The 20,115-nt window shown below is 39.0% G+C and carries 19 protein-coding genes and 1 other RNA gene; 7 read left to right on the top strand and 13 right to left on the bottom strand.

Annotated features, from left to right (window positions below):
• Positions 1 to 42: 42 nt before the first annotated feature.
• The 9 genes from ACOKFG_RS12975 to ACOKFG_RS12935 form a co-directional block, all read right to left on the bottom strand.
• Complete coding sequence (locus ACOKFG_RS12975) at positions 43 to 699, bottom strand: hypothetical protein (protein ID WP_298790211.1); 657 nt, start codon at positions 697 to 699, stop codon at positions 43 to 45.
• Between the two features lie 177 nt (positions 700 to 876).
• Positions 877 to 1,545 carry a histidine kinase gene (locus ACOKFG_RS12970; RefSeq protein ID WP_298790209.1) on the bottom strand — a complete coding sequence of 223 codons (669 nt, stop codon included), beginning with the start codon at positions 1,543 to 1,545 and terminating at the stop codon, positions 877 to 879.
• 24 nt (positions 1,546 to 1,569) lie between these two features.
• Positions 1,570 to 3,522, bottom strand: a complete 1,953-nt coding sequence (locus tag ACOKFG_RS12965) for a tetratricopeptide repeat-containing sensor histidine kinase (RefSeq protein WP_422861408.1) — start codon at positions 3,520 to 3,522, stop codon at positions 1,570 to 1,572.
• 253 nt (positions 3,523 to 3,775) lie between these two features.
• Positions 3,776 to 3,994: a hypothetical protein gene (locus ACOKFG_RS12960; protein ID WP_422861407.1), complete on the bottom strand. Its 219-nt coding sequence runs from the start codon at positions 3,992 to 3,994 to the stop codon at positions 3,776 to 3,778.
• 30 nt (positions 3,995 to 4,024) lie between these two features.
• Positions 4,025 to 4,189: a hypothetical protein gene (locus tag ACOKFG_RS12955; RefSeq protein WP_422861406.1), complete on the bottom strand. Its 165-nt coding sequence runs from the start codon at positions 4,187 to 4,189 to the stop codon at positions 4,025 to 4,027.
• 137 nt (positions 4,190 to 4,326) lie between these two features.
• Positions 4,327 to 5,061, bottom strand: a complete 735-nt coding sequence (locus tag ACOKFG_RS12950) for a LytR/AlgR family response regulator transcription factor (protein WP_422861405.1) — start codon at positions 5,059 to 5,061, stop codon at positions 4,327 to 4,329.
• A 129-nt stretch (positions 5,062 to 5,190) separates the two neighbouring features.
• Positions 5,191 to 6,747, bottom strand: coding sequence for a choice-of-anchor Q domain-containing protein (locus tag ACOKFG_RS12945; RefSeq protein WP_422861404.1), 1,557 nt, complete (start codon positions 6,745 to 6,747; stop codon positions 5,191 to 5,193).
• Positions 6,744 to 7,139: an acyl-CoA thioesterase gene (locus tag ACOKFG_RS12940; RefSeq protein ID WP_422861403.1), complete on the bottom strand. Its 396-nt coding sequence runs from the start codon at positions 7,137 to 7,139 to the stop codon at positions 6,744 to 6,746. Before ACOKFG_RS12940 ends, ACOKFG_RS12945 begins: the two co-directional genes overlap by 4 nt.
• 2 nt (positions 7,140 to 7,141) lie before the next feature.
• Positions 7,142 to 8,188 carry a glutaminyl-peptide cyclotransferase gene (locus ACOKFG_RS12935; RefSeq protein ID WP_298790196.1) on the bottom strand — a complete coding sequence of 349 codons (1,047 nt, stop codon included), beginning with the start codon at positions 8,186 to 8,188 and terminating at the stop codon, positions 7,142 to 7,144.
• A gap of 94 nt (positions 8,189 to 8,282) precedes the next feature.
• On the opposite strand from ACOKFG_RS12935, the gene ffs reads away from it, so the two are divergent.
• From ffs to fsa, 4 genes are all read left to right on the top strand, one after another.
• Positions 8,283 to 8,381: signal recognition particle sRNA small type (ffs, locus tag ACOKFG_RS12930), an RNA gene on the top strand.
• A 58-nt stretch (positions 8,382 to 8,439) separates the two neighbouring features.
• Entirely contained in the window at positions 8,440 to 9,249 is an 810-nt protein-coding gene (locus ACOKFG_RS12925) for an SDR family oxidoreductase (RefSeq protein WP_298790194.1), read from the top strand.
• Between the two features lie 33 nt (positions 9,250 to 9,282).
• On the top strand, positions 9,283 to 9,702 hold the full coding sequence (locus ACOKFG_RS12920) for a hypothetical protein (protein ID WP_299485657.1): 420 nt from the start codon (positions 9,283 to 9,285) through the stop codon (positions 9,700 to 9,702).
• A gap of 98 nt (positions 9,703 to 9,800) precedes the next feature.
• The gene (gene fsa, locus ACOKFG_RS12915) at positions 9,801 to 10,457 is read left to right on the top strand and encodes a fructose-6-phosphate aldolase (protein ID WP_298790191.1); all 657 of its coding nucleotides are present in this window, start codon (positions 9,801 to 9,803) and stop codon (positions 10,455 to 10,457) included.
• A gap of 53 nt (positions 10,458 to 10,510) precedes the next feature.
• Here the strand turns inward: fsa and ACOKFG_RS12910 are convergent, their stop codons facing one another.
• Positions 10,511 to 11,893: a transaldolase gene (locus tag ACOKFG_RS12910; RefSeq protein ID WP_298790189.1), complete on the bottom strand. Its 1,383-nt coding sequence runs from the start codon at positions 11,891 to 11,893 to the stop codon at positions 10,511 to 10,513.
• A 170-nt stretch (positions 11,894 to 12,063) separates the two neighbouring features.
• Between ACOKFG_RS12910 and ACOKFG_RS12905 the strand changes: the two genes are divergently transcribed.
• Positions 12,064 to 13,695 carry an ABC-F family ATP-binding cassette domain-containing protein gene (locus tag ACOKFG_RS12905; protein WP_422861402.1) on the top strand — a complete coding sequence of 544 codons (1,632 nt, stop codon included), beginning with the start codon at positions 12,064 to 12,066 and terminating at the stop codon, positions 13,693 to 13,695.
• Positions 13,696 to 13,697: 2 nt separating this feature from the next.
• Here ACOKFG_RS12905 and ACOKFG_RS12900 read toward each other — a convergent pair whose 3' ends face one another.
• On the bottom strand, positions 13,698 to 14,417 hold the full coding sequence (locus ACOKFG_RS12900; RefSeq protein ID WP_422861401.1) for a hypothetical protein: 720 nt from the start codon (positions 14,415 to 14,417) through the stop codon (positions 13,698 to 13,700).
• Positions 14,418 to 14,641: 224 nt separating this feature from the next.
• Between ACOKFG_RS12900 and ACOKFG_RS12895 the strand changes: the two genes are divergently transcribed.
• Positions 14,642 to 15,184: a fasciclin domain-containing protein gene (locus tag ACOKFG_RS12895; RefSeq protein WP_298790183.1), complete on the top strand. Its 543-nt coding sequence runs from the start codon at positions 14,642 to 14,644 to the stop codon at positions 15,182 to 15,184.
• 1 nt (position 15,185) lies between these two features.
• Here ACOKFG_RS12895 and pheT read toward each other — a convergent pair whose 3' ends face one another.
• Complete coding sequence (pheT, locus tag ACOKFG_RS12890) at positions 15,186 to 17,606, bottom strand: phenylalanine--tRNA ligase subunit beta (RefSeq protein ID WP_422861400.1); 2,421 nt, start codon at positions 17,604 to 17,606, stop codon at positions 15,186 to 15,188.
• A gap of 127 nt (positions 17,607 to 17,733) precedes the next feature.
• On the opposite strand from pheT, the gene ACOKFG_RS12885 reads away from it, so the two are divergent.
• Positions 17,734 to 18,981: a peroxiredoxin family protein gene (locus ACOKFG_RS12885; protein WP_422861399.1), complete on the top strand. Its 1,248-nt coding sequence runs from the start codon at positions 17,734 to 17,736 to the stop codon at positions 18,979 to 18,981.
• On the opposite strand, the gene leuB is transcribed toward ACOKFG_RS12885, so the two are convergent.
• Complete coding sequence (gene leuB, locus ACOKFG_RS12880; protein WP_422861398.1) at positions 18,974 to 20,092, bottom strand: 3-isopropylmalate dehydrogenase; 1,119 nt, start codon at positions 20,090 to 20,092, stop codon at positions 18,974 to 18,976. The genes ACOKFG_RS12885 and leuB overlap by 8 nt on opposite strands.
• Between the last annotated feature and the right edge of the window lie 23 nt (positions 20,093 to 20,115).

The raw sequence follows: 20,115 nt of genomic DNA, 5'->3' as shown, positions 1-20,115 counted from the left end.
AAAAGGGTTCCTTGGACTTCGCCCAAGGAAAATCAAATTATCTTATTCCAACAGGAAAAAATCCTCGTTATACAATTTTTTGCGTTTGAGGTCATAAACCATAGCATTGTGGTTGACTTCGTCGTCAAAATATAATCCCCAATGATGGTAATAGTTTAAATCGACGTTTTCTTTTTCTGTGGATGGTTCAGGAACATCTTCAAAAACAGGAACGAAGATTTCATACGGCATTTCAGTCAATCCTTTGGTGAGATACACAAAGTTTTCACTGACCTTGAAAATTATAGCTCCCAATTGTTCCGGAATACTTTGCGCATAAATTCGGGTTACTATCAATGAGGTATCATTGAAATGCAAAGAAATCTCGGCGATATCTATTGCTCCTTTATTAAGGTCATAAAGGTTTTGGTATGATGAATCAAAAGGTGTCAAAGCTGTTTCACCGCTATCGTTTTGTGCAAAACCACCCCAATTTCCAGTATTGCAATAATGTAGACCTTCAGTAAGACCGTAATTGCATCTGAGCTCTACATACAAATCGGCCCTAAATTGTTTGGTGTTATATCGGCACTGGACAGAAGCTTTGGCAAAAAAGACTTTTTCCAGTGCACTTGTGAATTCTTCAAGCCCCCTAGCAAGAATGAAACTTTTAATTCCATCGAGAGGGAAATTGAAGTCGGATTTTTTTTGGAATGGCATATTCGGTAGTATTGGTATAATGTTCTCTACCAAAGTTAAAACGAATCTTTTTTTCGGGATTGAAGGAAATCCTTAAAAATTCTGGGAGTTTTCTAGTGTTTGGGCTCTTTTTTGAAGAAAAACGAAAAAAAAGGACATATTTCACCCATGCGGCTTATTCACGATAAAAAAAGAAATTTATATAAATCCCCTGTTTTTTGCAGCCAAAATCAAGGCAAGATCATTCTCGTTTTCTGTACCAAAAAGAGACTTCAATTGTCGCTTTCGGTTCTCAATGGAAGAGGGGGAAAGACGTATGAATTTCTCAAGATCTTTGTTTTTGGTGCCAATGGATAAATGATACAGAATCTTTTTATCCTTTTCATCCAAATTAATATCGTTGGACAATTTTTTTCGAATAGCTCCCAGTGCCTTTGATGAATAATAAGGTGGATTCAAAGTAACCACCTTCACAGCCTCTTCCAAAGTTTTTGGGTCGATATCTGTCTTTACCAGATAACCATCAGGGTCTACCGAAGTAAGAATACTATTGATTCGGAAATTATCAGCAAACGAAGACATAAAAACAATTTTGGTATCAGGCACCAATTGGCGCGCCAAAATCCCTAATTCTTCGCCCGAATGGGGTTGGTCTTCATTCGGCGGGTACATTTGCACATCCAAAAAGAGAATATCGTATTTAAATGAATCTACCGATTCCTCAATCAACCTTTTTCCCAGTTCAAAGGTGTTTGCGGTATCAACAATTATGCTATAGCCATCAAAGACAATACGCTCAAGAATAAACTTGTATCCGAGCATTGTCATCTCATGATCATCAATTGCTAAAATTCGTAGTGTCTTCATTTTGATTGTTTTCACGTTGCTGGTTTATACGTTCAACATCTGTCGGTATTCCTCAACCTTGGCAGGGGTGTCCAAGTTCACATATTGCGTGGGAAATGTTACGGTTACCGTGGTTCCCACACCCTTTTTACTATCGAAACTCAAAGTTCCGTTCAACTTCTCGACCCTCGAAATCACATTTCTAAGGCCTATTCCGCGCTTGCCTTTACCCGTATCAAAACCAACACCATTGTCTGCAACCACTAGTTTTAGTGTACCATTGTTGTCAACATTAAAACTAACGTCCACTTTTTGGCAACGGGCGTGCTTTACGCAATTTTGGAGTGATTCCTGTACAATTCGGTAGGCATTTATCTTTATGTCGCCGACCAGGTTGTCCCAGGCTACTTCCTCGTCAAATTCAAAAGAACATTCAATACCAGAAGATTTACCTGTGGTATTGATCAACTCCTCGATGGATACAATAAAGTTATGAATTTTTTGGTAAGATGCATCGCTAAGTTCGTGCGAAATGGTTCTAATTTCCTCCTCGACCTCACGGAGTTTTTCGATGAGTTCTGCCCGTTGTGCAATGGAAGCGTCGTCCTCTTTATCGTTTAAACCGCTAAGAATTAACCGAATGCCCAGCATTTCGCCCAATATACCATCGTGGAGTTCTTCAGAAATGCGCTTTTTCTCCAACTGTTTACCCTCCTCGAATTTACCTTGTTGGGACAGCATAAGATTGTAGATTTCTTGGTTGGACTCTTGCTGTTTTTGCTGGAATTTTAACCTATTGTTGCTCACACGTTGGGAAACTATAATATAAGATGCAATACCCAGTGCAAGCAGCGCTAGTACCGCGCCAATCCATATTTGTTTTTGGCGGGTCAGTTTCTCGTTTTGTTCAATGACCTCGTCGGTCTCCAAACGTACACGGGCAAATTTGTCCCGGATAATACGTTCTTCGTTCTTTATCTGCTCATTTAGAGCATAGTATTCGTTGGAATATTCCATTGCTTTCTCACTATCCAAATTGGTCAATAGCTTAAGTATTAGCAAATGATGGTCATTGTTGGAGGTTTCTTTGGCCAAGGACAGCGCTTCATGCGCAATTTGTACCGCGCCAACAGTGTCGTTTTGGGCGGCCAAAACTTCTGCTAAATACTGTTTTGCTCTTGCCTGGTCGAATGAGAACCCTGTGTTCTCATTAATTGCTATTGCTTCGGAAAGTAAATCTTTGGCTGTAGAATATTCTTTTTTTCCTTTGGATAAGGCATATGAAAGACTAACCAGGGCCTTTGAGTAAAGTAGGGGGTTGATGGGTTTTAAATTCGAATCATTTAATAGTTCTCTATAAGTCTCCTCGGCTTTGGCATACTCTTCATCTTTTAAAAACACATAAGCTATGTTGTTTTGAATTTCAGAAGTGGAATTAATTCTAAGGGAGCCTTGGAGCTTTTTTAAATCATTCTGGGCTTTCTTGTAGTATTCTATTGCTTTGCCAGAGTTCTTCATATTGTTAGCAATAGTTCCTAGTAAATTATTACAGTTATAAATTCGTGGATTATCCTCTAAATCATTAAAAATTCGCAGCGCTTGGGTTATGCTGACTTCCGCACCTAAATAATCTTTGAAATAGTCTTGTATCCATCCCATATTATACAATATTCTTCCTTTAAGCGATTGGGAAGTGGAATCAGTGGGTAATTCATTAAAACTTTTGTACGCTTTTTTATAATGAAAAAAAGCACTGTCCATTACCATATAGGATTTAAAAAAAGCAGCCAGATCCCAATGGGATTCTCCCAAAGCTTTAAAAATCCCTTCATTTTCGGATAACTTTTGAACCTTAAGGTTCATTTGCCGAAAACCTAATGAGTCTTCCAGTTTCTTGTAGGCCAAGGAAATTCGAGACAGGTGATCTAATCGGGTAGTATCATTGGAAAGGTTCTTGGTGTAGGATTCTGCATCGAGCAAATATTTTTTTCTTTTCACTGGGGTGAATTGTGTACTGTCACGAGCCACGTCAATAAGATTATTAATAATTCTGGATTCGGGAAGGACACGAGTATTATTGTCTTCAGAGTGTTGACTGCAACAGACGAAAAGTAAGAAAGTAAATATTAAACTCTTGTTTTTCAAGTTAGTATGGTAAAAGTAAGTGGTTATTTGTTTTCTTTTACTACAAGGTATAAAAAAGCCCCTAACCGGACAAGATCAGGGGCTACGTTTTAAATTTATCTGAAAATCATAATTCCCTATCATCGTCGACCAAGTATTTTAAGGCCGAATGATGACTCTTGACGATAAAGTTATTTACATCGTCTGGAGTAATATTTGTCACGTCTGCTTTCATTGTTGACATGCTTTCGGGGTTAGATGCGTTTGTAGAACTATCACCTTCGTTACATGACAATATATTTAGACCGACACTTAATATGATAATTGCTGAGGTTATTTTTTTCATTTAGAAAGATATCAGATTTAATATACCTTCTTAGTTTCTATCATCACTGTTATCATTGCTACTACCTGTGGTAGAATCTTGATCTTCAATGCTTTCAAATAAGGTTTCGGTTTCTGCAACATCAGTTTCAGCTTCACATGAGAACAATCCTAATGTAAATACCGCCATTGCCAAAATGCTTAATGTCTTTTTCATCTTTAAAAGTTTTAGTTAGATAAATGGGTTTATGGCAACAAGATATTTAGAGCATCAAAAGGACTGGGTACGTACACAAAAGTTTTAGTATACGTATGAATTGTATTAGAATTTTGCAGAATTTTGTAAGAATTGACCTAATTCAAGGTCTTTATGGCCGTTTTGGAGAGCATGTCCTTAAGTCCATCCACCTTCTCTTTATAGGTTTTGGTGAAGGGGAGTTCTTCTTCTTTATCATTACGAAGTGTACAGGTATGCTTACCGTAATTGATGCCAGAAACGTACCTACTGTTTATAATATAACTCTGGTGCACACGAATAAAGGCACTGGGCAGAGCTGCCTCAAATGATTTTAAGGTTTTGAATGCACTAACCACTGAACCGTCGGTCATAAAAAAGTCAGTGGCATTGTTGTCTGACTTTAAGTATAGGATTTCGTTGGTATCCAAATAGCGATAATCACTGTATGATTTTAAACAGATCGTAGATGGCATGTTCTGTTTAGGATATATCTTTCGCAGTCGCATAATGCTCTTACGGATGTCGAACTCGTTATGAGGCAAGATCCAATAATCGAAAAAACCACTTTTTATGGCGTTGTATGCGTATTTTTTAGAATTTGAATATCCTATGATAAGCGGAAGTGAGGGCATATACTGGTTAAGCTCCGTAACCATTTGAAAAAGTTCTATGCCACCTTCGTTCAGATTGATCAGCACCAAATCGGGAGTGAACTTTAGAATCGTATTCAAACCTTCCTGTGGATCTCTAGCATATCCCACACAGTTCAAATCTTCGTACTCCTGCATATGAAGTTGGAGTTGAAGTTTTGAGGCGGCACTGGAATCGATTATGGCATATGTATAATCCATTGGTAAGGTACTGGGTGCAAGATACTAACGAGATGAAAAAACCTATTGCAGATTTCCCTTAAAAAAACTATGGATTTCCCTCAAAATCAGGGGTTTTATGTGATTTTTCTCATAAAATTTTGAGAAAAATTAGTTTTCTACAACATATTCATAGGCACCAACATCGGGATTTGGTCCCCTATCAACACCTAATATATCCAAAGGAAGGGGGGTAACAATGCTTGGATTTGCAGCGTCAATTGCGGCTGAATTTTCACCTATTTGAAATTGATTTTGGAAGGGAGCTGTAAAGTTGGCGTCTTGGTTCAACAACAAGTTTTCGTATAAATTGGTATCTGAAAAATTATAGAAGGGATTATCAGCGAACTGATTGTCCGAATCATTGAATTTTAAAAGACAGTTTTGAAAATTGAAATTGAAGGCAGTATCGGAATTTCCCCATAGGCCAAGCTCTAGTCTCATGTTTCCATCAATAATACAATTAACGAAATCTGCATTTTCAAGAGCATTGGAACTTGATGGTGTGATAAGCGCATTGGAAAAGTTGTCCAAAGCAAGGGTAGGTGCGTTGCGAATACCATTGTTCCAATAATTGGCCAAGGTACAATGGGTGAAATCATACTTTCCACCGTTGTTTCCATAAAAGGAACTACTGCCCGCGCCTCCAAACACGGTGTTCTGTGCACTTATATACGATGTGATGCCCCAAAGGTTATGGCGAAGGCTATTGTAAATCTGTGAATTTCTTAGACGCAGCGTGGGACCTGAGAGCACTCCATCACCTTCGACCCGTAATCCAATGGTCGCATTTTTTAGGGTTAGATGTGTAATCCGGTTGTCGACACTACCTTCTCGAATCCATATGGTGCCCCATTGTCCTGGTTCGTCTGCGTAGGCTGGTTCAAGTCGGTCGCCTTCAAATACAACTTCGTTTTCCAATACTTCCTGGTCGTCACTTAAAAGGCCATTTATATGTAAAGAGGCACCAGAATTGACCAACAGTCCTGAATTATTATGGAAATGAACTCTTGCGCCAGCATCAATGGTCAAAGTATTCCCTTCGGGAACGGCTGCATAGCCATAAATCACATAGGGTTTTTCGTTCGTGAACTGCAATTCACTAGACTCAAGAAAAAAACCTTCCACTCGAATTTCAGCACCGTTTTCATCCAAGCCCAAAAGCAAACTTTCTTTGGTGCCGTCGGAAAGGGTGGCAGGGAATAAGAAAATCGCATCTTTGACCAGTGTGACCAATTCAACTGTTTGTTGGCCATTTGAATTTCCAAACAAAAGACCTTCGGTATACAAAAACTCGTTTTCCGGAGTCTGGGAAACGTCGAAAGTCGTTTCAATAAATACAAAAAGGCTGTCTTTGGCCAAAAGCGGAACATCGTTGAATTCCTTACCAGCTTGTCCGTCCACATTCAGGCGATAACTGCTCAACTGACCTGTTTCAAGTCCTACAAAAGGAATAAGGATATCTTCATTGCTACGGTTGTATACTTTCAGTGTATAGGTAGCGCTGCCAATATTCGTAAAAATCGTATCCAGAAAAACGGTGTCCTTTGAGAATTCGAGATTGCCGGAGCTCGCTACATAATCAAAATCCTCTCTACATGAACTTCCCAAAACGGTCAAGACCAATATGGAAACCAAGGCTAAGGATTTGATCTGGGAACAATTCATGTGTTATTGAATAGTTGTTGCACAGCTTCGGGCACACGTCTGGGCCTAAATGTAGCGGCATCCAAAAGGCACCACTCTGTTATACCTTTAACTAGGAGTGCGCCTGTTTTATTGTTTTTGATTTCGACCACTCTTTTTGATATGGGGCCTTTTGTCTCTGCGATATGCGTTTCTATTTGAATGTCATCACCAAGTTGTGCCGATTTGTGATAGGAGATTTCATGATTTCTTACTACCCAAATTAAACCTTCACGAGTTTTTATATCTGTGACGCTTAGCCAATGTTTTTTAGAAACCTCTTGTATCCATTCCACATATCTGATGTTGTTTACATGGTTGAGCTCATCAAGGTCGTTTGCCTTCACTGGGAAGACTATTGTGTAGGTTTGCATTCCTATTTTTTGCGGATTGTAACTTCAAAAAGTTTATCCCAGTTCTTGCCGGTTACAAAAAAGGTTTCCCTTTCTGGATGATACGCCACTCCGTTCAGAACCGAATTGGTTTCGTCCCACTCCGCACCTTTTTTGACCTTGTTTTTGAGGCCGCCAAAATTGATAACGCCTTCAATGGCTCCCGAGCTTGCATCGATGATCATCATGCTCTCTTTTTGATAAACATTCGCATAGATTTTTCCATCTACATATTCCAACTCATTGGCTTGATTGAAAATGGATTTATTGGTCACTGTTTCAATGTATCCTTCTTCTTCCAAAGTTGTTGGGTTCAAAAACCAGATTTTCTCTGTCCCATCACTCTTAAACAGTTTACTGCCATCATTGCAAAGGCCCCAACCTTCGCGACTTTCTCCGTAGCTGAAGTTTTTAATCTTTTCTAGATTCGAAGGATTGTATACATAGCCCAAACCACTTTGCCATGTAAGATGGTATAACTGGTTGTTGAGCAGCGTAATGCCCTCGCCAAAGACGCTATTGTCCATTTCAATTTTTTGGAGGATTTCACCAGTCTTAAAATCAACTTTTCGTACTGTTGATGCTCCTCTTTTACCGGTACTTTCAAACAATACATCATCACTAAACTCCAATCCTTGTGTATAAGCCTTTGGGTCATGTGGATAGGTGTTAATGATATCGTAGGTATATACTTCCGGAGCGTTAGCGGCTAAAAGTCTAATATTTTTAGAGATTTCAACGGACTCTTCTCCAAAATTGATCTTGGCTATCAATTTTTTGTTTCCCAACTTGGGTAGGTCTAGTGTTAGCTTTCCGTCTGACAATGGAAGTTGCCTGCCATCCATGGAATAGGTGACATTGGAAATAGCGACGTTTTTTTTGTTTTTAATGGCCACACCAACGTCTTGGTTTTGCTGAAATTTATTTTGTTTTCCTTCTAGTTGGATAGCAAAGAATTTTGCAGGGTCAGTTTCACCTCCGCATCCTAAAAAAAAGAGCAAAAAGCAAAAAGTTGAAAATAGCTTGACCATAGTTTTAAGTACGTGTTTCATCATTTATCACATTGCATCGAAATTAAGAATGAAATAGGATTGCAGCAAATTTAAAAGGTCGTATATTTGCCTTTGGCAAGTCCTACACGACCAGCTCCTGCAAAATCCCCCAGGGTGGGAACGCAGCAAGGGTATGCGGTCGTAGCGGTGCGATGTAGGTAGCTTGCCTTTTTTTGTGCCCAAAATTCTGATAATCATGTATCTTTCCGATAGTAAAATAAACCGCGGACATGGATAAAAAAGTTGTGTTGATCACTGGTGGCTCTTCTGGTTTGGGTAAGGCCATTGGGACTTATCTTGCTTCAAAAGGATTTAAAGTTTATGGCACCGCTAGAAACCCCAAAAATTACCCGGATTTTGATGCTTTTGAATTGATTCCTCTAGATGTTAAACAACCGGATAGTGTTCGTAATGCGGTTTCATCTGTAATTTCCAAAGAGGACAGGTTGGATATACTGATCAACAACGCCGGAGTTGGAATAACCGGTCCTATCGAAGAAACTCCCCATGAAGAAATCTTGAATGTCTTTGACATTAACTTTAATGGACCTGTTCATATGATGAAAGCCGTTTTGCCGCAAATGCGCAAACAAGGCGGAGGATTGATTATCAATGTGACATCTATTGCCGGTTTTATGGGGTTACCATTCCGGGGATACTATTCTGCATCAAAAGGTGCTCTGGGAATTGTTACGGAAGCTTTGCGAATGGAAACCAAGAGTTTTGGTATTTCCATTACCAATTTGGCTCCTGGCGATTTTGCCACCAATATTGCAGCTGGACGTTACCATGCTCCGGTGGTTAAAGGTTCGGCTTATGAAAAGGTATATCAAAAAAGTCTAGACCTGATGAACGAACATGTTGATGCTGGAGGGGATCCCGCAGATGTAGCGAAAAAGGTCCATGAAATAATTCAAAGTAAAAACCCTAAGATTCACCAGCCTGTGGGAGAGTTTATGCAAAGACTTTCACTACTGTTGAAACGAATTTTACCCGGTAAGGTTTATGAGAAACTTTTATTGAATCACTATAAGCTTTAAAGTGATGGCATGTTTTTTGATTCGTAGAAAAACATGGAGAAAAATAATAGATTATTCAACGTTTGCATAGCAATGTCGCTAGCATTTATGTTCTGCAGCTGCGACGAAATTTACGAATGCGTTTTTAATATCAACCCAGAAATTCATCAAAAGCAATTGCTTATTGGCGTAGTAGGGGAAAGGTATGAGGATTTTATTACTGCTGAGATTAGTAATGAGGTCAATGATAATGATTATGACTATTTCTTTGATATCATTGGAGAATTGCCTCCGGGGATTTTTTATGATGTGAACAGAAGGTCTGTCGATTTTTTTGGGAGACCTGAAGAAGCGGGCATCTATAGATTTAGGGTGGAACTTTTTGTTGAAGGCTATGATTATAATGGATATGATAGGAGCCCTACTTGCCGAGAATCTACTGTAAGGGAATTCACAATTCAAGTATTGGATTAATAGCATTCCAGATATTTTAATTGATAATAGCAATACAGGTTTCTTATTGTTGTAAATTCGCAATGAATTGTATTACAACTTAAAACAGCATAAGAAGCATGAAATTTTTTATTGATACCGCCAATCTTGACCAAATAGCCGAGGCACAACAACTAGGTGTTTTGGATGGTGTTACCACCAATCCATCTTTGATGGCCAAAGAGGGCATTACAGGAAAAGAAAACATTTTAAAACACTACGTAGATATTTGTAATATCGTTGAAGGTGATGTTTCTGCAGAAGTAGTTTCCACAGAGTTTGAGGCCATGGTCAAAGAAGGAGAGGAGTTAGCAAAGTTACATGAGCAGATTGTTGTAAAGGTTCCTATGATTAAAGATGGGATAAAGGCCTTAAAGCATTTCTCGGATAATGGAATCAGAACCAATTGTACCTTAGTATTTTCAGCAGGACAAGCGCTTTTGGCTGCAAAGGCCGGAGCAACCTATGTATCTCCTTTTTTAGGCAGATTAGATGATATTTCTACGGATGGTCTGAATCTTATCGCCGAAATCCGTCAGATTTATGATAACTATGCTTTTGAGACCCAGATATTAGCAGCTTCCATTCGACATACCATGCACGTAATCGATTGCGCCAAACTTGGTTCTGATGTAATGACAGGACCGTTATCTTCTATCACAGGATTATTGAAACACCCGCTTACAGACATTGGTTTGGAAAAATTCTTAGCGGATTATCGCAAGGGAAATTCCTAAAGCCAAAAAAATATTGAAGTTGTCAAAGCCCTGAATGTAGTTCGGGGCTTTTTTTATAAAGAAGTATAGAGATTGGCAAATGCATCGACCACCACAGTGTCTTTTGAAATAACACATTTGTTGAGGTTGTCAATAATCATGGCAACTTGGATTTCCTTAAAATTCTCGCTGTGGAATTGATTCGCTTTATCCATTCGATGTTCTTCCACCATACCATGCCATTGTTTAAAGCCAGTTTTTAAGTTGATGCCCACAAAATTATGATCGGGATACTTTTCCTTTAGTTTAGCAATACGCTTGTGTACATTCTTAAAATGACTTTTCTGCGAAGCGGACCAAAAATAGAAGACTGTTTTCTTGTTACTGCTAATTTCCTTTAGTGAAACTTTTTCGTTATCCGTATTCGTGACAAAAAGGTCTGGAAGGTCGCTATTGGGTTGTAGTTCATGGATTCCCACATATAACTCCTCTATTTCCTTCTCATGCTTATCATTTGTAGAAAGTGTGGTAAACTTATCGATAAAAGATTGACAATCTTCACTTGGGCTATGTTCTTTCAATAAATAAGCCATCGCAATATTCCTGAAAAGAATGTTTCTTAGCTCATCATGTTGCACCAGACTGTCTACCAATTTTAGCGTATGATTGTTAAAATGAAGATAGTCATATGAGGGCTTCTCTTGCATATTGCAATATTTCATGCAAGACACATAGGCTACATTGCCAAAATGGTATTTTAAATAATCTAGATAGGGTCTGAAATAGGTAAGGTCTTCGTTATTAAGATTTACCTTTTTTCTGTAGTCATAAAAATTATCCGGTAATTCAGGAATACTTTTAGTACCCTTTTTCCATTTATGCTTAAAAGGATATTTTTCCTTGTGCGCATAATTCTGAAACTCTATTGAAGCCAAAGCAACCGAGGAAAGCTTTTCTGAAAGTGGATAATCTACTTCCAAGTCCTTTAAATGTTTAATCTTTTGAGCACGTAAAGAGTCCATTTTAACATCGAAGGATTTAGGATCAAGTGCATAATAATCATAAACCAAAGGCTCTTCTTCTTCGTGGGCCAAGTACATTTCAATCAAAAAGTTATTGATTTCACTTCCACGACCCGAAAAGACCAGGGATTCATCAAACTCTTTGGTGTTCAATCTGACTAGAATGCTGTCACCTTCCTGTAGATAGAGATATTGAAGTTCTGGATTGTGGTCAAAATGGTAAAGTCCTTCTTCAATCCCCAATAAATTGAATGCAAATCGATTACCTTGATCAAGCTTTACAGAATCGATATAATTATCGTTCTTATAGAGCACAACATAATCACTCGTGGGGTTTACAATCTCTCCTCCAAAAAACACGGAAGGACACTCACGAGACTTCGTGGAGCATGCCAAAATTGAAAGAAGGGAGAGGCTGAGTAAAAGTCTTGTCATATAAAGGGAACCATCTTGTTCGACCAACAAAATTAAGGATACCTCAAAACCTTCCCTGTTAATACCGAGTTAAATGTTGCAAAAGCTTGTTAATGTGTAGTTTAATAATATGTGTTTAAATTGGAAATACGCGTTGGTTTTAGCTATTTTTGCGCAAAAATAAAAGCTGCATGTTATCAGTATCTAATTTGTCGGTCCAATTTGGAAAAAGAGTCTTGTTCGATGAGGTTAATGTGACCTTTACTCAAGGTAATTGCTACGGAATTATTGGGGCGAATGGCGCGGGAAAATCCACTTTTTTAAAGATTCTAGCGGGGCAAATAGAAGCAACTTCTGGGGCGGTTCATCTTGAACCGGGAAAAAGAATGTCCATTTTAGAACAAAACCACAATGCCCATGACGAGTTTCCAGTTTTGGAAACTGTTGTGATGGGAAACAAGCCTTTGTTTAAGATAAAGAAGGAAATTGATGCCTTATATGCCGATTATACGGATGAAAATGCAGAGAAAATAGGGGAGCTTCAAGTGCAGTTCGAGGAAATGAACGGCTGGAACGCCGACAGTGATGCTGCTGCAATGCTTTCCAATTTAGGGATTACAGAAGAATTGCATTATACCAATATGGCGGATATGGATTCCAAGTTGAAAGTAAGGGTACTTTTGGCCCAAGCACTGTTTGGAAATCCGGATGTATTGATTATGGATGAGCCTACCAACGACTTGGACTACGAGACCATTAACTGGTTGGAGAATTTTTTGGCCAACTATGACAATACTGTAATCGTGGTGTCACACGATAGACACTTTTTGGATGCCGTTTGTACCAGTATTGCTGATATTGATTTTGGGAAGATCAATCTATTTTCCGGGAACTATACATTCTGGTATCAGAGCAGTCAATTGGCGGCCCGTCAGCGTGCGCAGCAAAACAAAAAATCGGAGGAAAAAGCAAAGGAGCTCCAGGAATTTATTCAGCGATTTAGCGCCAACGTAGCTAAGAGTAAACAGGCAACTTCGAGAAAGAAGATGTTGGAAAAATTGAAGATTGAAGATATCAAACCCTCAAGCAGAAGATACCCTGCCATTATTTTTGACCGTGAACGTGAAGCAGGTGATCAAATTTTGAATGTTGAAAAGCTTTCAGCCACTTCTGACGACGGGGATTTGTTGTTTCAAGATATCAATATCAACTTAGCCAAAGGAGACAAGGTCGCCATTATTTCCAAAGATTCTAGGGCGACTACGGCTTTTTATGATATCATCAACGGAAAAACAAAAGCAGACACAGGAAGCTATCAATGGGGAATAACCACAACACAATCCTATTTGCCTGCGGATAACTCCTCATATTTTAAAGAAAACAGCAATTTGGTAGATTGGTTGCGTCAGTGGGCCAAAACCGAGGAGGAAAGAGAAGAGGTATATATTCGTGGATTCTTGGGTAAAATGTTGTTTAGTGGAGAGGAAGCCCTTAAAAAATGTACTGTGCTTTCCGGTGGAGAGAAAGTGCGTTGTATGCTTAGTAGAATGATGATGCTTCGCGCCAACGTTCTGCTATTGGATGAACCGACCAACCACTTGGACTTAGAAAGCATCACTGCGTTTAATAATTCTCTCAAGAATTTCAAAGGAACGGTTCTACTTACAACCCATGATCATGAGTTTGTACATACCGTGGCCAACAGAATTATTGAAATTACGCCCAAAGGTTGTATAGACCGCTATTTGACTTTTGACGACTATATGTCGGACAAGACGATCAAGGAGCAGCGTGAAAAAATGTATGCTGTCGCTGTCGGATAGTTTCAGGTTTTGTTATACTTATTGTTCCAAATGGCCGGATTGAAGTTCTTGCCAAGGGCGAATCCGTAAAAAATAACGACGGAAGCAATACACTTAAACATAAAGAACAAGATTATCCAGAATTCAGCGGAAGAATCATTTTTTGAAAATAACCCATTCGGGACCATTCCAGTAACCAAGTAGCTAATTAGCAAAACCAATAGCGTCAGGTTTATGATGCCTTTAAAAGGCCAGGCCATTAGTTTGCGCAATGGATGAAGGTCATTACCCCATTTGTGAATCAGGTAATAATAATCGTTTCCAATGGGCACAAAAAGAAGAGGGTCGTCCTTCGCTTCCAATCTGAATAATTTGGAGGGCGCCATAATTTTAAATCCATTTAACTTTTGCCTGTGGGCTTTTTCCAATCCCTTGATTTTAGCAATGGCAGTTTGAGGAATTTCACCCTTGAAATATCTACTATCTAAAAACCGAAGACGATAATCAATGCAGACTTGTTTAATTTGATTTAGGTGATAGATTTTACTGGTTTCAAGCAAATTAAAATCAAAAGTATTTACAATATTTATTGTCTGCTCTTTAAGTGTTTTTAGAACACGTTGCTCACGTAATGTTTCATGTTCGAGAATACGCTTGACTTGCTCTAAAATTTCCGGCTCGTTTTCCTCTCTGGATTTTAGAATCTGCAGTTTTTTCTCAATATTGGTTTTGTTCCAAAACATGCTCTGGTTTTAGGATAACTATCTCAAATTTAAGGAATTGTAACTCCATATTAAAGCCAATAAAAATCAACAAATGTTAACTAAATGTTAAATGAAATTTGACTCATCGAATAAAACCGCTATTATATCAAAAAAAGTGTATCTTATCGAAGTTTTTGGCATTTGAACGTACAAAACGCAATAAAAGACCCTAATCAACAAAAGTCCCAAAGAATAAGAACACTATGAAATCCCCATTCAAACGACTCCTACTTGGACTTTGCTTTGCCTTTACCCTAACTGTTTCAGCTCAAGAATCATCAGTGGCATTGACTAACTTGTCAGCCTCTCAAGAAGTAACGGAATCGGAACGATACAAGGTCCTTTTCGCTGCGGTAAAAGCAACTGAACTTGAAGATATACTGGATAAATCCGGTCCGTTCACAATTTTCGCTCCTTCTGATGCTGCTTTTGAACGATTTTCTAATGATAAAATGGAAGAATTAATCAATTCCAAAGACAAGAGTGAATTGAAATCTTTGTTGGGATATCATATAGTTGCAGGACAATTATCGGCATCCAAAATTTTGCGAGCGCTATGCCAAGGAAATGGAAAAACCAGCTTTACTACCATTCAGGGCAAAAAATTGATGGCACATATGGACGGTATCAATATTGTTTTAACCGACCCTATGGGCAACACCGCCAGAATTACGGTTGCTGACGTATCTCAGGAAAATGGGATTATTCATGAAATTGATAGCGTAATTCAGCCTTCGCAGATGTAATTTATCGGAGTTCCGCTCCTAATTCTTTTTGGAACCTTCCAGTTAACTTGGCCATAATCTTATCAATCTGCTTATCGGTCAATGTCTTTTTAGTATCCGATAATGTAAAGCTAACGGCATAGGATTTTTTTCCTTTAGGAAGATTTTTTCCGGTATAAACGTCAAACAAGTTGACTTTCTTCAAAAGTTGCTTTTCAGTGCCCCAAGCCAAATCGTTTATTTGTTTAAAAGCTGTTGCCTCATCTACTAAAAGTGCTAAATCCCTTGTAACTTCAGGGAATTTAGGAATTTCTTGGAATGTGGTATTCTGAGTGTCAATACAATCTAGGATGGCGTCCCAGTCGAAATCAGCATGAAAAACATCTTGTTTAATATCAAACTCCTTCAACAACGATTTAGCTACTAACCCGAAGGATACAAGCATCTTTTTGTTCAAGCTCAGACTCAAGCCTTCGGCAAAAATTGCACCTTCACAGGGATCAACTTCAACATTTTGAAGTCCCAAACGCTGAAGTACATGGTTTACAATACCTTTTATGTAAAAGAAATTGGTCGCTGAAGAATCAGCAGCCCAACTGGCGTCATTACGATTGCCGGAGATGTATATGGATAGATGTTGTTTTTCAACATTTTTGGATCCCTTTTTATGATAAGTCTTTCCGAATTCGAAAAGTTTCAAATCCGTTTTTTGACGATTATGGTTATGACTCACAGACTGAAGACCGGAAAATAACATGGAGGTTCTAAGTACTGATAAATCAGAACTTAAAGGGTTAATCATGCCGACCATATTTTTCTCAGATTCCAAGATATTCTGGGTCCCAGCCGCAACCAAACTATTGGTCATTATCTCATAAAATCCTTGAGACACCAACAAATCTCCAACCACATTTTGAATATTATGGTTTTCAAACTTTGTTGATTTTGCAATGGATGCAGTTAGCTTTTCCTTATAGTCAATGTTGTTATAACCGAAAACCCTAAGGATTTCTTCAATAACATCAACTTCGCGCTCAACATCTACTCTGTAATTTGGTATGGTGAGTCCTAAACCGGATTCGGTTACGTTGTTTACTTTGATTTCCAGAGAGGCTAAAATCCTTTTGATGGTATCTCTAGGAATCTCTTGTCCTATAAGGGAGTTGATTTTGTCAAAAGTTAGGAACACGTGACGTTCGTCAAACTTTTTAGGATATAAGTCTACTACCTCAGAACTAATATCCCCACCGGCTATCTCACGAATTAGAGCTGCAGCCCTTTTCAGAGCGTATTCGGTCATGTCAATATCGATGCCTCTTTCAAAGCGGAACGAAGCATCGGTATTCAAGCCATGTCTTTTCGCTGTTTTCCGAACGGATATCGGATTGAAATAGGCACTTTCCAAGAAAATGGAGGTGGTGTTTTCCGTGACGCCGGAAAAACTTCCGCCAAAAACCCCCGCAATACACATGGGCTTTTCAGAATCACAGATCATAAGGTCGTCTTCATGGAGTTCACGTTCAACATCATCCAAGGTGGTGAATTTGGTCCCTGCTGGCAGGGTTTTTACTTCAATTTTGTTGCCTTTAATTTTGTTGGCATCGAATGCATGTAGGGGTTGGCCTAGTTCGTGAAGCACATAGTTTGTAATGTCCACGATGTTATTTATTGGGGACAAACCAATCGCTTTTAACCTATTCTTCAGCCAATCCGGAGATGATTGAACAATAACATTGCTAATGGTAACCCCGCAATATCTTGGTGCTAGGTGACTATCTTCAACTTCAACATCTATTTTTAAAGATCTGTTGTCGATAGAAAAATTACTGGTAGATGGGGTAACCAAACCTTTTTGAATTTCAAGTTGCTCAAACCCTGCTTTCAAATCTCTTGCAACACCAAAATGACTCATAGCATCGGCTCGATTGGGTGTGAGTCCGATTTCAAAAACTTCGTCATTTTCAATTTCAAAAACTTCGGAACAAAGAGTGCCAGGTTTGAGGGCCTCACTTAATACCATTATTCCATCATGACTTTCACCTAGACCCAATTCGTCTTCGGCACAGATCATACCGTGACTTGCTTGCCCTCGAATCTTTCCTTTTTTTATCTGCCAAGATTCACCATCGCTAGTGTACAATGTGGTTCCTACCGTTGCAACTGGAACTTTTTGGCCGGCCTCCACATTGGGAGCACCACAAACAATCTGTAATGGAGCTTCACTTCCAACATCAACAGTGGTCAATTTTAATCTATCGGCATTGGGATGTTTATCACAGGTGAGCACATGTCCTACAACTACACCCTTAAGTCCTCCTTTAACTGATTCAAAATGGGAAATACCTTCAACTTCCAAGCCCAAATCTGTCAACAATTCCCCGGTTTTCTGCGAATCCCAATCAATCTGCAAAAATTGCTTTAACCAGTTGTAAGAAATTTTCATACCCCAAATTTAAAGTGGACAAATATATAACAATAGGGAAAGAGATTCAACGAAATTATGGGCGCAACGGGCAATAGTATTAGTTTTAGGTTGTATTTTAGTCAAATTGGATAAATCTATTTGTATTATGAAAAGAATTTGGCTCTTAGCGGTTACTCTATCATTATTCTTGGTTTCATGCAAAAAAAAAGAAAAAGTTGTGGTGCTGGCGGAAGGCGATTGGTGGGCCAAAATGGATGTGTCGGCAACCGACGCATTGCCAGTGACCTTTTATTTATCCAAAGATTCTATCGGTGATTATAACATAGAAATGCGCAATGCTGAAGAAAGAATCTTGATAGATGAAATCGAGTTAAATGGAGATTCAATTCGGATTAACATGCCTGTGTTTGAAGGATATGTTGTAGGCACTTTTTCAGCAAAAGAAATTCAAGGCAGTTTTATAAAAGAGAGTTTAGATAGAACTGTTCCATTTACCGCTATTTATGGAAAAAGGGATAGGTTTGAAATCACCGCTGAGCCCAATGTAGATATTTCTGGAATATGGGAAACCCATTTTGATATTGGTACTGATGAAGAATACCCAGCCATGGGAATTTTTATGCAGAATGGGAACTCGATAAAGGGCACATTCCGAACATTGACCGGAGATTACAGGTATTTGGATGGAGTAGTTGACGGAGATAGTTTAAAGCTTTCAACTTTTGATGGAACTCATGTATTCTTGTTCACCGCAAAGGTAACGGATAGTACCCTTCAAGGAGTTTTTTATTCCGGAAACCATTCCGTTGAGAAGTTCGTGGGTAAACGCAACGAGGCTTATGAACTGCCTGACCCCAATACTTTGACATATTTAAAGGAGGGCTATGATAAGTTTGACTTTTCTTTTCCTGATACCGAAGGCAATATGATCGGTATGTCGGACGACCGATTTAAGAATAAACCTGTTTTAGTTCAGATTATGGGCACATGGTGTCCCAATTGTTTGGATGAAACCCGTTTTTATGTGGATTATTTTGAGAAAAACCCCGATTTAGATGTCGAAATAGTGGCGTTGGCATTTGAGTATGCCAAGACCAAAGAAAAAGCCGAACAAGGCATTAATAGACTTGTGCAAAGAGAAAAGTTGAAGTACCCAGTGCTTTTGGCGCAATACGAGACTTCAAATAAAAGTAAAGCAAACGAAAAATTACCAATGTTGAACCACGTGTTGTCATACCCAACAACAATCTATATTGATAGGGAAGGGGAGGTAAAGAAAATACATACTGGTTTTAATGGACCCGCAACAGGGGAGCGGTATGAGGATTTTACAAAAGAATTTGATCAAACAATCCGGGAGTTGGTATCCAATGAAGAGGATAGTTCTAAATAATGGTGGATTTTCCTAAATCGATGTTTTCATCATTCATGTTGATGTCATCTTCACTGTCCACAATGTTCTCAGCTATAAAATCACCTACCTGATTTGTTCCGTATTGACTATTCGCTTCGAGATCTTGTGTGACAATTCCTTTTTTCAGCGATTTGTCCACAGCCTCTCGAACAGCCATTGCTTCCTCGAAAAGCCCAAAATGTTCCAACAACATTGCTGCTGATAAAATGGATGCGATTGGGTTGGCAATGTCTTTCCCCTTAGCTTGGGGGTATGAACCGTGAATGGGCTCAAACATGGCATTTTCATCCCCTACAGAGGCGGAAGCCAGCAGACCAATAGACCCTCCTATGACGCTACCTTCGTCCGAAATAATATCACCAAACATGTTTTCTGTCAAAATAACATCGAACTGGCTCGGATTCAATATAATCTGCATTGCAGCGTTGTCCACAAACATATATTCTAAGGCTACATCCGGGTAACTTTCTCCTATTCTGGTTACAACTTTCCGCCACAACCTAGATGATTCAAGCACATTGGCCTTATCTACCAAAGTCAACTTTTTGCTACGATTTTTAGCCGCTTTGAATGCTAAATGTGCAATTCTAGATATCTCTTTCTCAGAATATTCACATAGGTCGGATGCCACCGTACCTTCTTCATTCAAATGTTTTTTTCCAAAATAAATTCCTCCGGTCAATTCTCGATAAATGGTGAAGTCTGTACCAGAAATAATTTCCTTTTTTAAGGGGGAATTTTTGATCAATGATGGAAAAACTTTTACAGGCCTAATGTTGGTGAAGAGGCCAAGTTCTTTTCTGAGTTTTAGTAATCCCTGCTCAGGTCGCACTTCGGCATCGGGATTATTATCGTATTTGGGGTCTCCAATTGCTCCAAAAAGGACGGCATCGGCTTCCTTACAGAGTGCTAAGGTATTCGGTGGAAGAGGATTCCCTTTACGGTCAATGGCTATGGCGCCCACAAGGGCTTCTTTGTACGTAAAGTTATGGTTGAAAGTTTCTTCTACCGCTTCTAAACATTTGACTGCTTGCGCTATAACTTCCGGTCCTACACCATCACCTGGCAGCAATGCTATGTTAAGATTCATCTAATCAAGTAATTTGATGCTCC

This window comes from Flagellimonas rhodophyticola (assembly GCF_049332665.1).
In the GTDB taxonomy this organism is placed as follows: Bacteria; Bacteroidota; Bacteroidia; order Flavobacteriales; family Flavobacteriaceae; genus Flagellimonas.
The sequence above is the reverse complement of the archived record's forward strand: the minus strand, read 5'-3'. Positions and strand labels throughout refer to the sequence as shown.

Coding starts and splice junctions, on each gene's coding strand:
- ACOKFG_RS12975 (WP_298790211.1), bottom strand. CDS start 699: ATGCCATTCCAAAAAAAATCCGACTTCAATTTCCCTCTCGATGGAATT.
- ACOKFG_RS12970 (WP_298790209.1), bottom strand. CDS start 1,545: ATGAAGACACTACGAATTTTAGCAATTGATGATCATGAGATGACAATG.
- ACOKFG_RS12960 (WP_422861407.1), bottom strand. CDS start 3,994: ATGAAAAAAATAACCTCAGCAATTATCATATTAAGTGTCGGTCTAAAT.
- ACOKFG_RS12955 (WP_422861406.1), bottom strand. CDS start 4,189: ATGAAAAAGACATTAAGCATTTTGGCAATGGCGGTATTTACATTAGGA.
- ACOKFG_RS12950 (WP_422861405.1), bottom strand. CDS start 5,061: ATGGATTATACATATGCCATAATCGATTCCAGTGCCGCCTCAAAACTT.
- ACOKFG_RS12945 (WP_422861404.1), bottom strand. CDS start 6,747: ATGAATTGTTCCCAGATCAAATCCTTAGCCTTGGTTTCCATATTGGTC.
- ACOKFG_RS12940 (WP_422861403.1), bottom strand. CDS start 7,139: ATGCAAACCTACACAATAGTCTTCCCAGTGAAGGCAAACGACCTTGAT.
- ACOKFG_RS12935 (WP_298790196.1), bottom strand. CDS start 8,188: ATGGTCAAGCTATTTTCAACTTTTTGCTTTTTGCTCTTTTTTTTAGGA.
- ACOKFG_RS12925 (WP_298790194.1), top strand. CDS start 8,440: ATGGATAAAAAAGTTGTGTTGATCACTGGTGGCTCTTCTGGTTTGGGT.
- ACOKFG_RS12920 (WP_299485657.1), top strand. CDS start 9,283: ATGGAGAAAAATAATAGATTATTCAACGTTTGCATAGCAATGTCGCTA.
- fsa (WP_298790191.1), top strand. CDS start 9,801: ATGAAATTTTTTATTGATACCGCCAATCTTGACCAAATAGCCGAGGCA.
- ACOKFG_RS12910 (WP_298790189.1), bottom strand. CDS start 11,893: ATGACAAGACTTTTACTCAGCCTCTCCCTTCTTTCAATTTTGGCATGC.
- ACOKFG_RS12905 (WP_422861402.1), top strand. CDS start 12,064: ATGTTATCAGTATCTAATTTGTCGGTCCAATTTGGAAAAAGAGTCTTG.
- ACOKFG_RS12900 (WP_422861401.1), bottom strand. CDS start 14,417: ATGTTTTGGAACAAAACCAATATTGAGAAAAAACTGCAGATTCTAAAA.
- ACOKFG_RS12895 (WP_298790183.1), top strand. CDS start 14,642: ATGAAATCCCCATTCAAACGACTCCTACTTGGACTTTGCTTTGCCTTT.
- pheT (WP_422861400.1), bottom strand. CDS start 17,606: ATGAAAATTTCTTACAACTGGTTAAAGCAATTTTTGCAGATTGATTGG.
- ACOKFG_RS12885 (WP_422861399.1), top strand. CDS start 17,734: ATGAAAAGAATTTGGCTCTTAGCGGTTACTCTATCATTATTCTTGGTT.
- leuB (WP_422861398.1), bottom strand. CDS start 20,092: ATGAATCTTAACATAGCATTGCTGCCAGGTGATGGTGTAGGACCGGAA.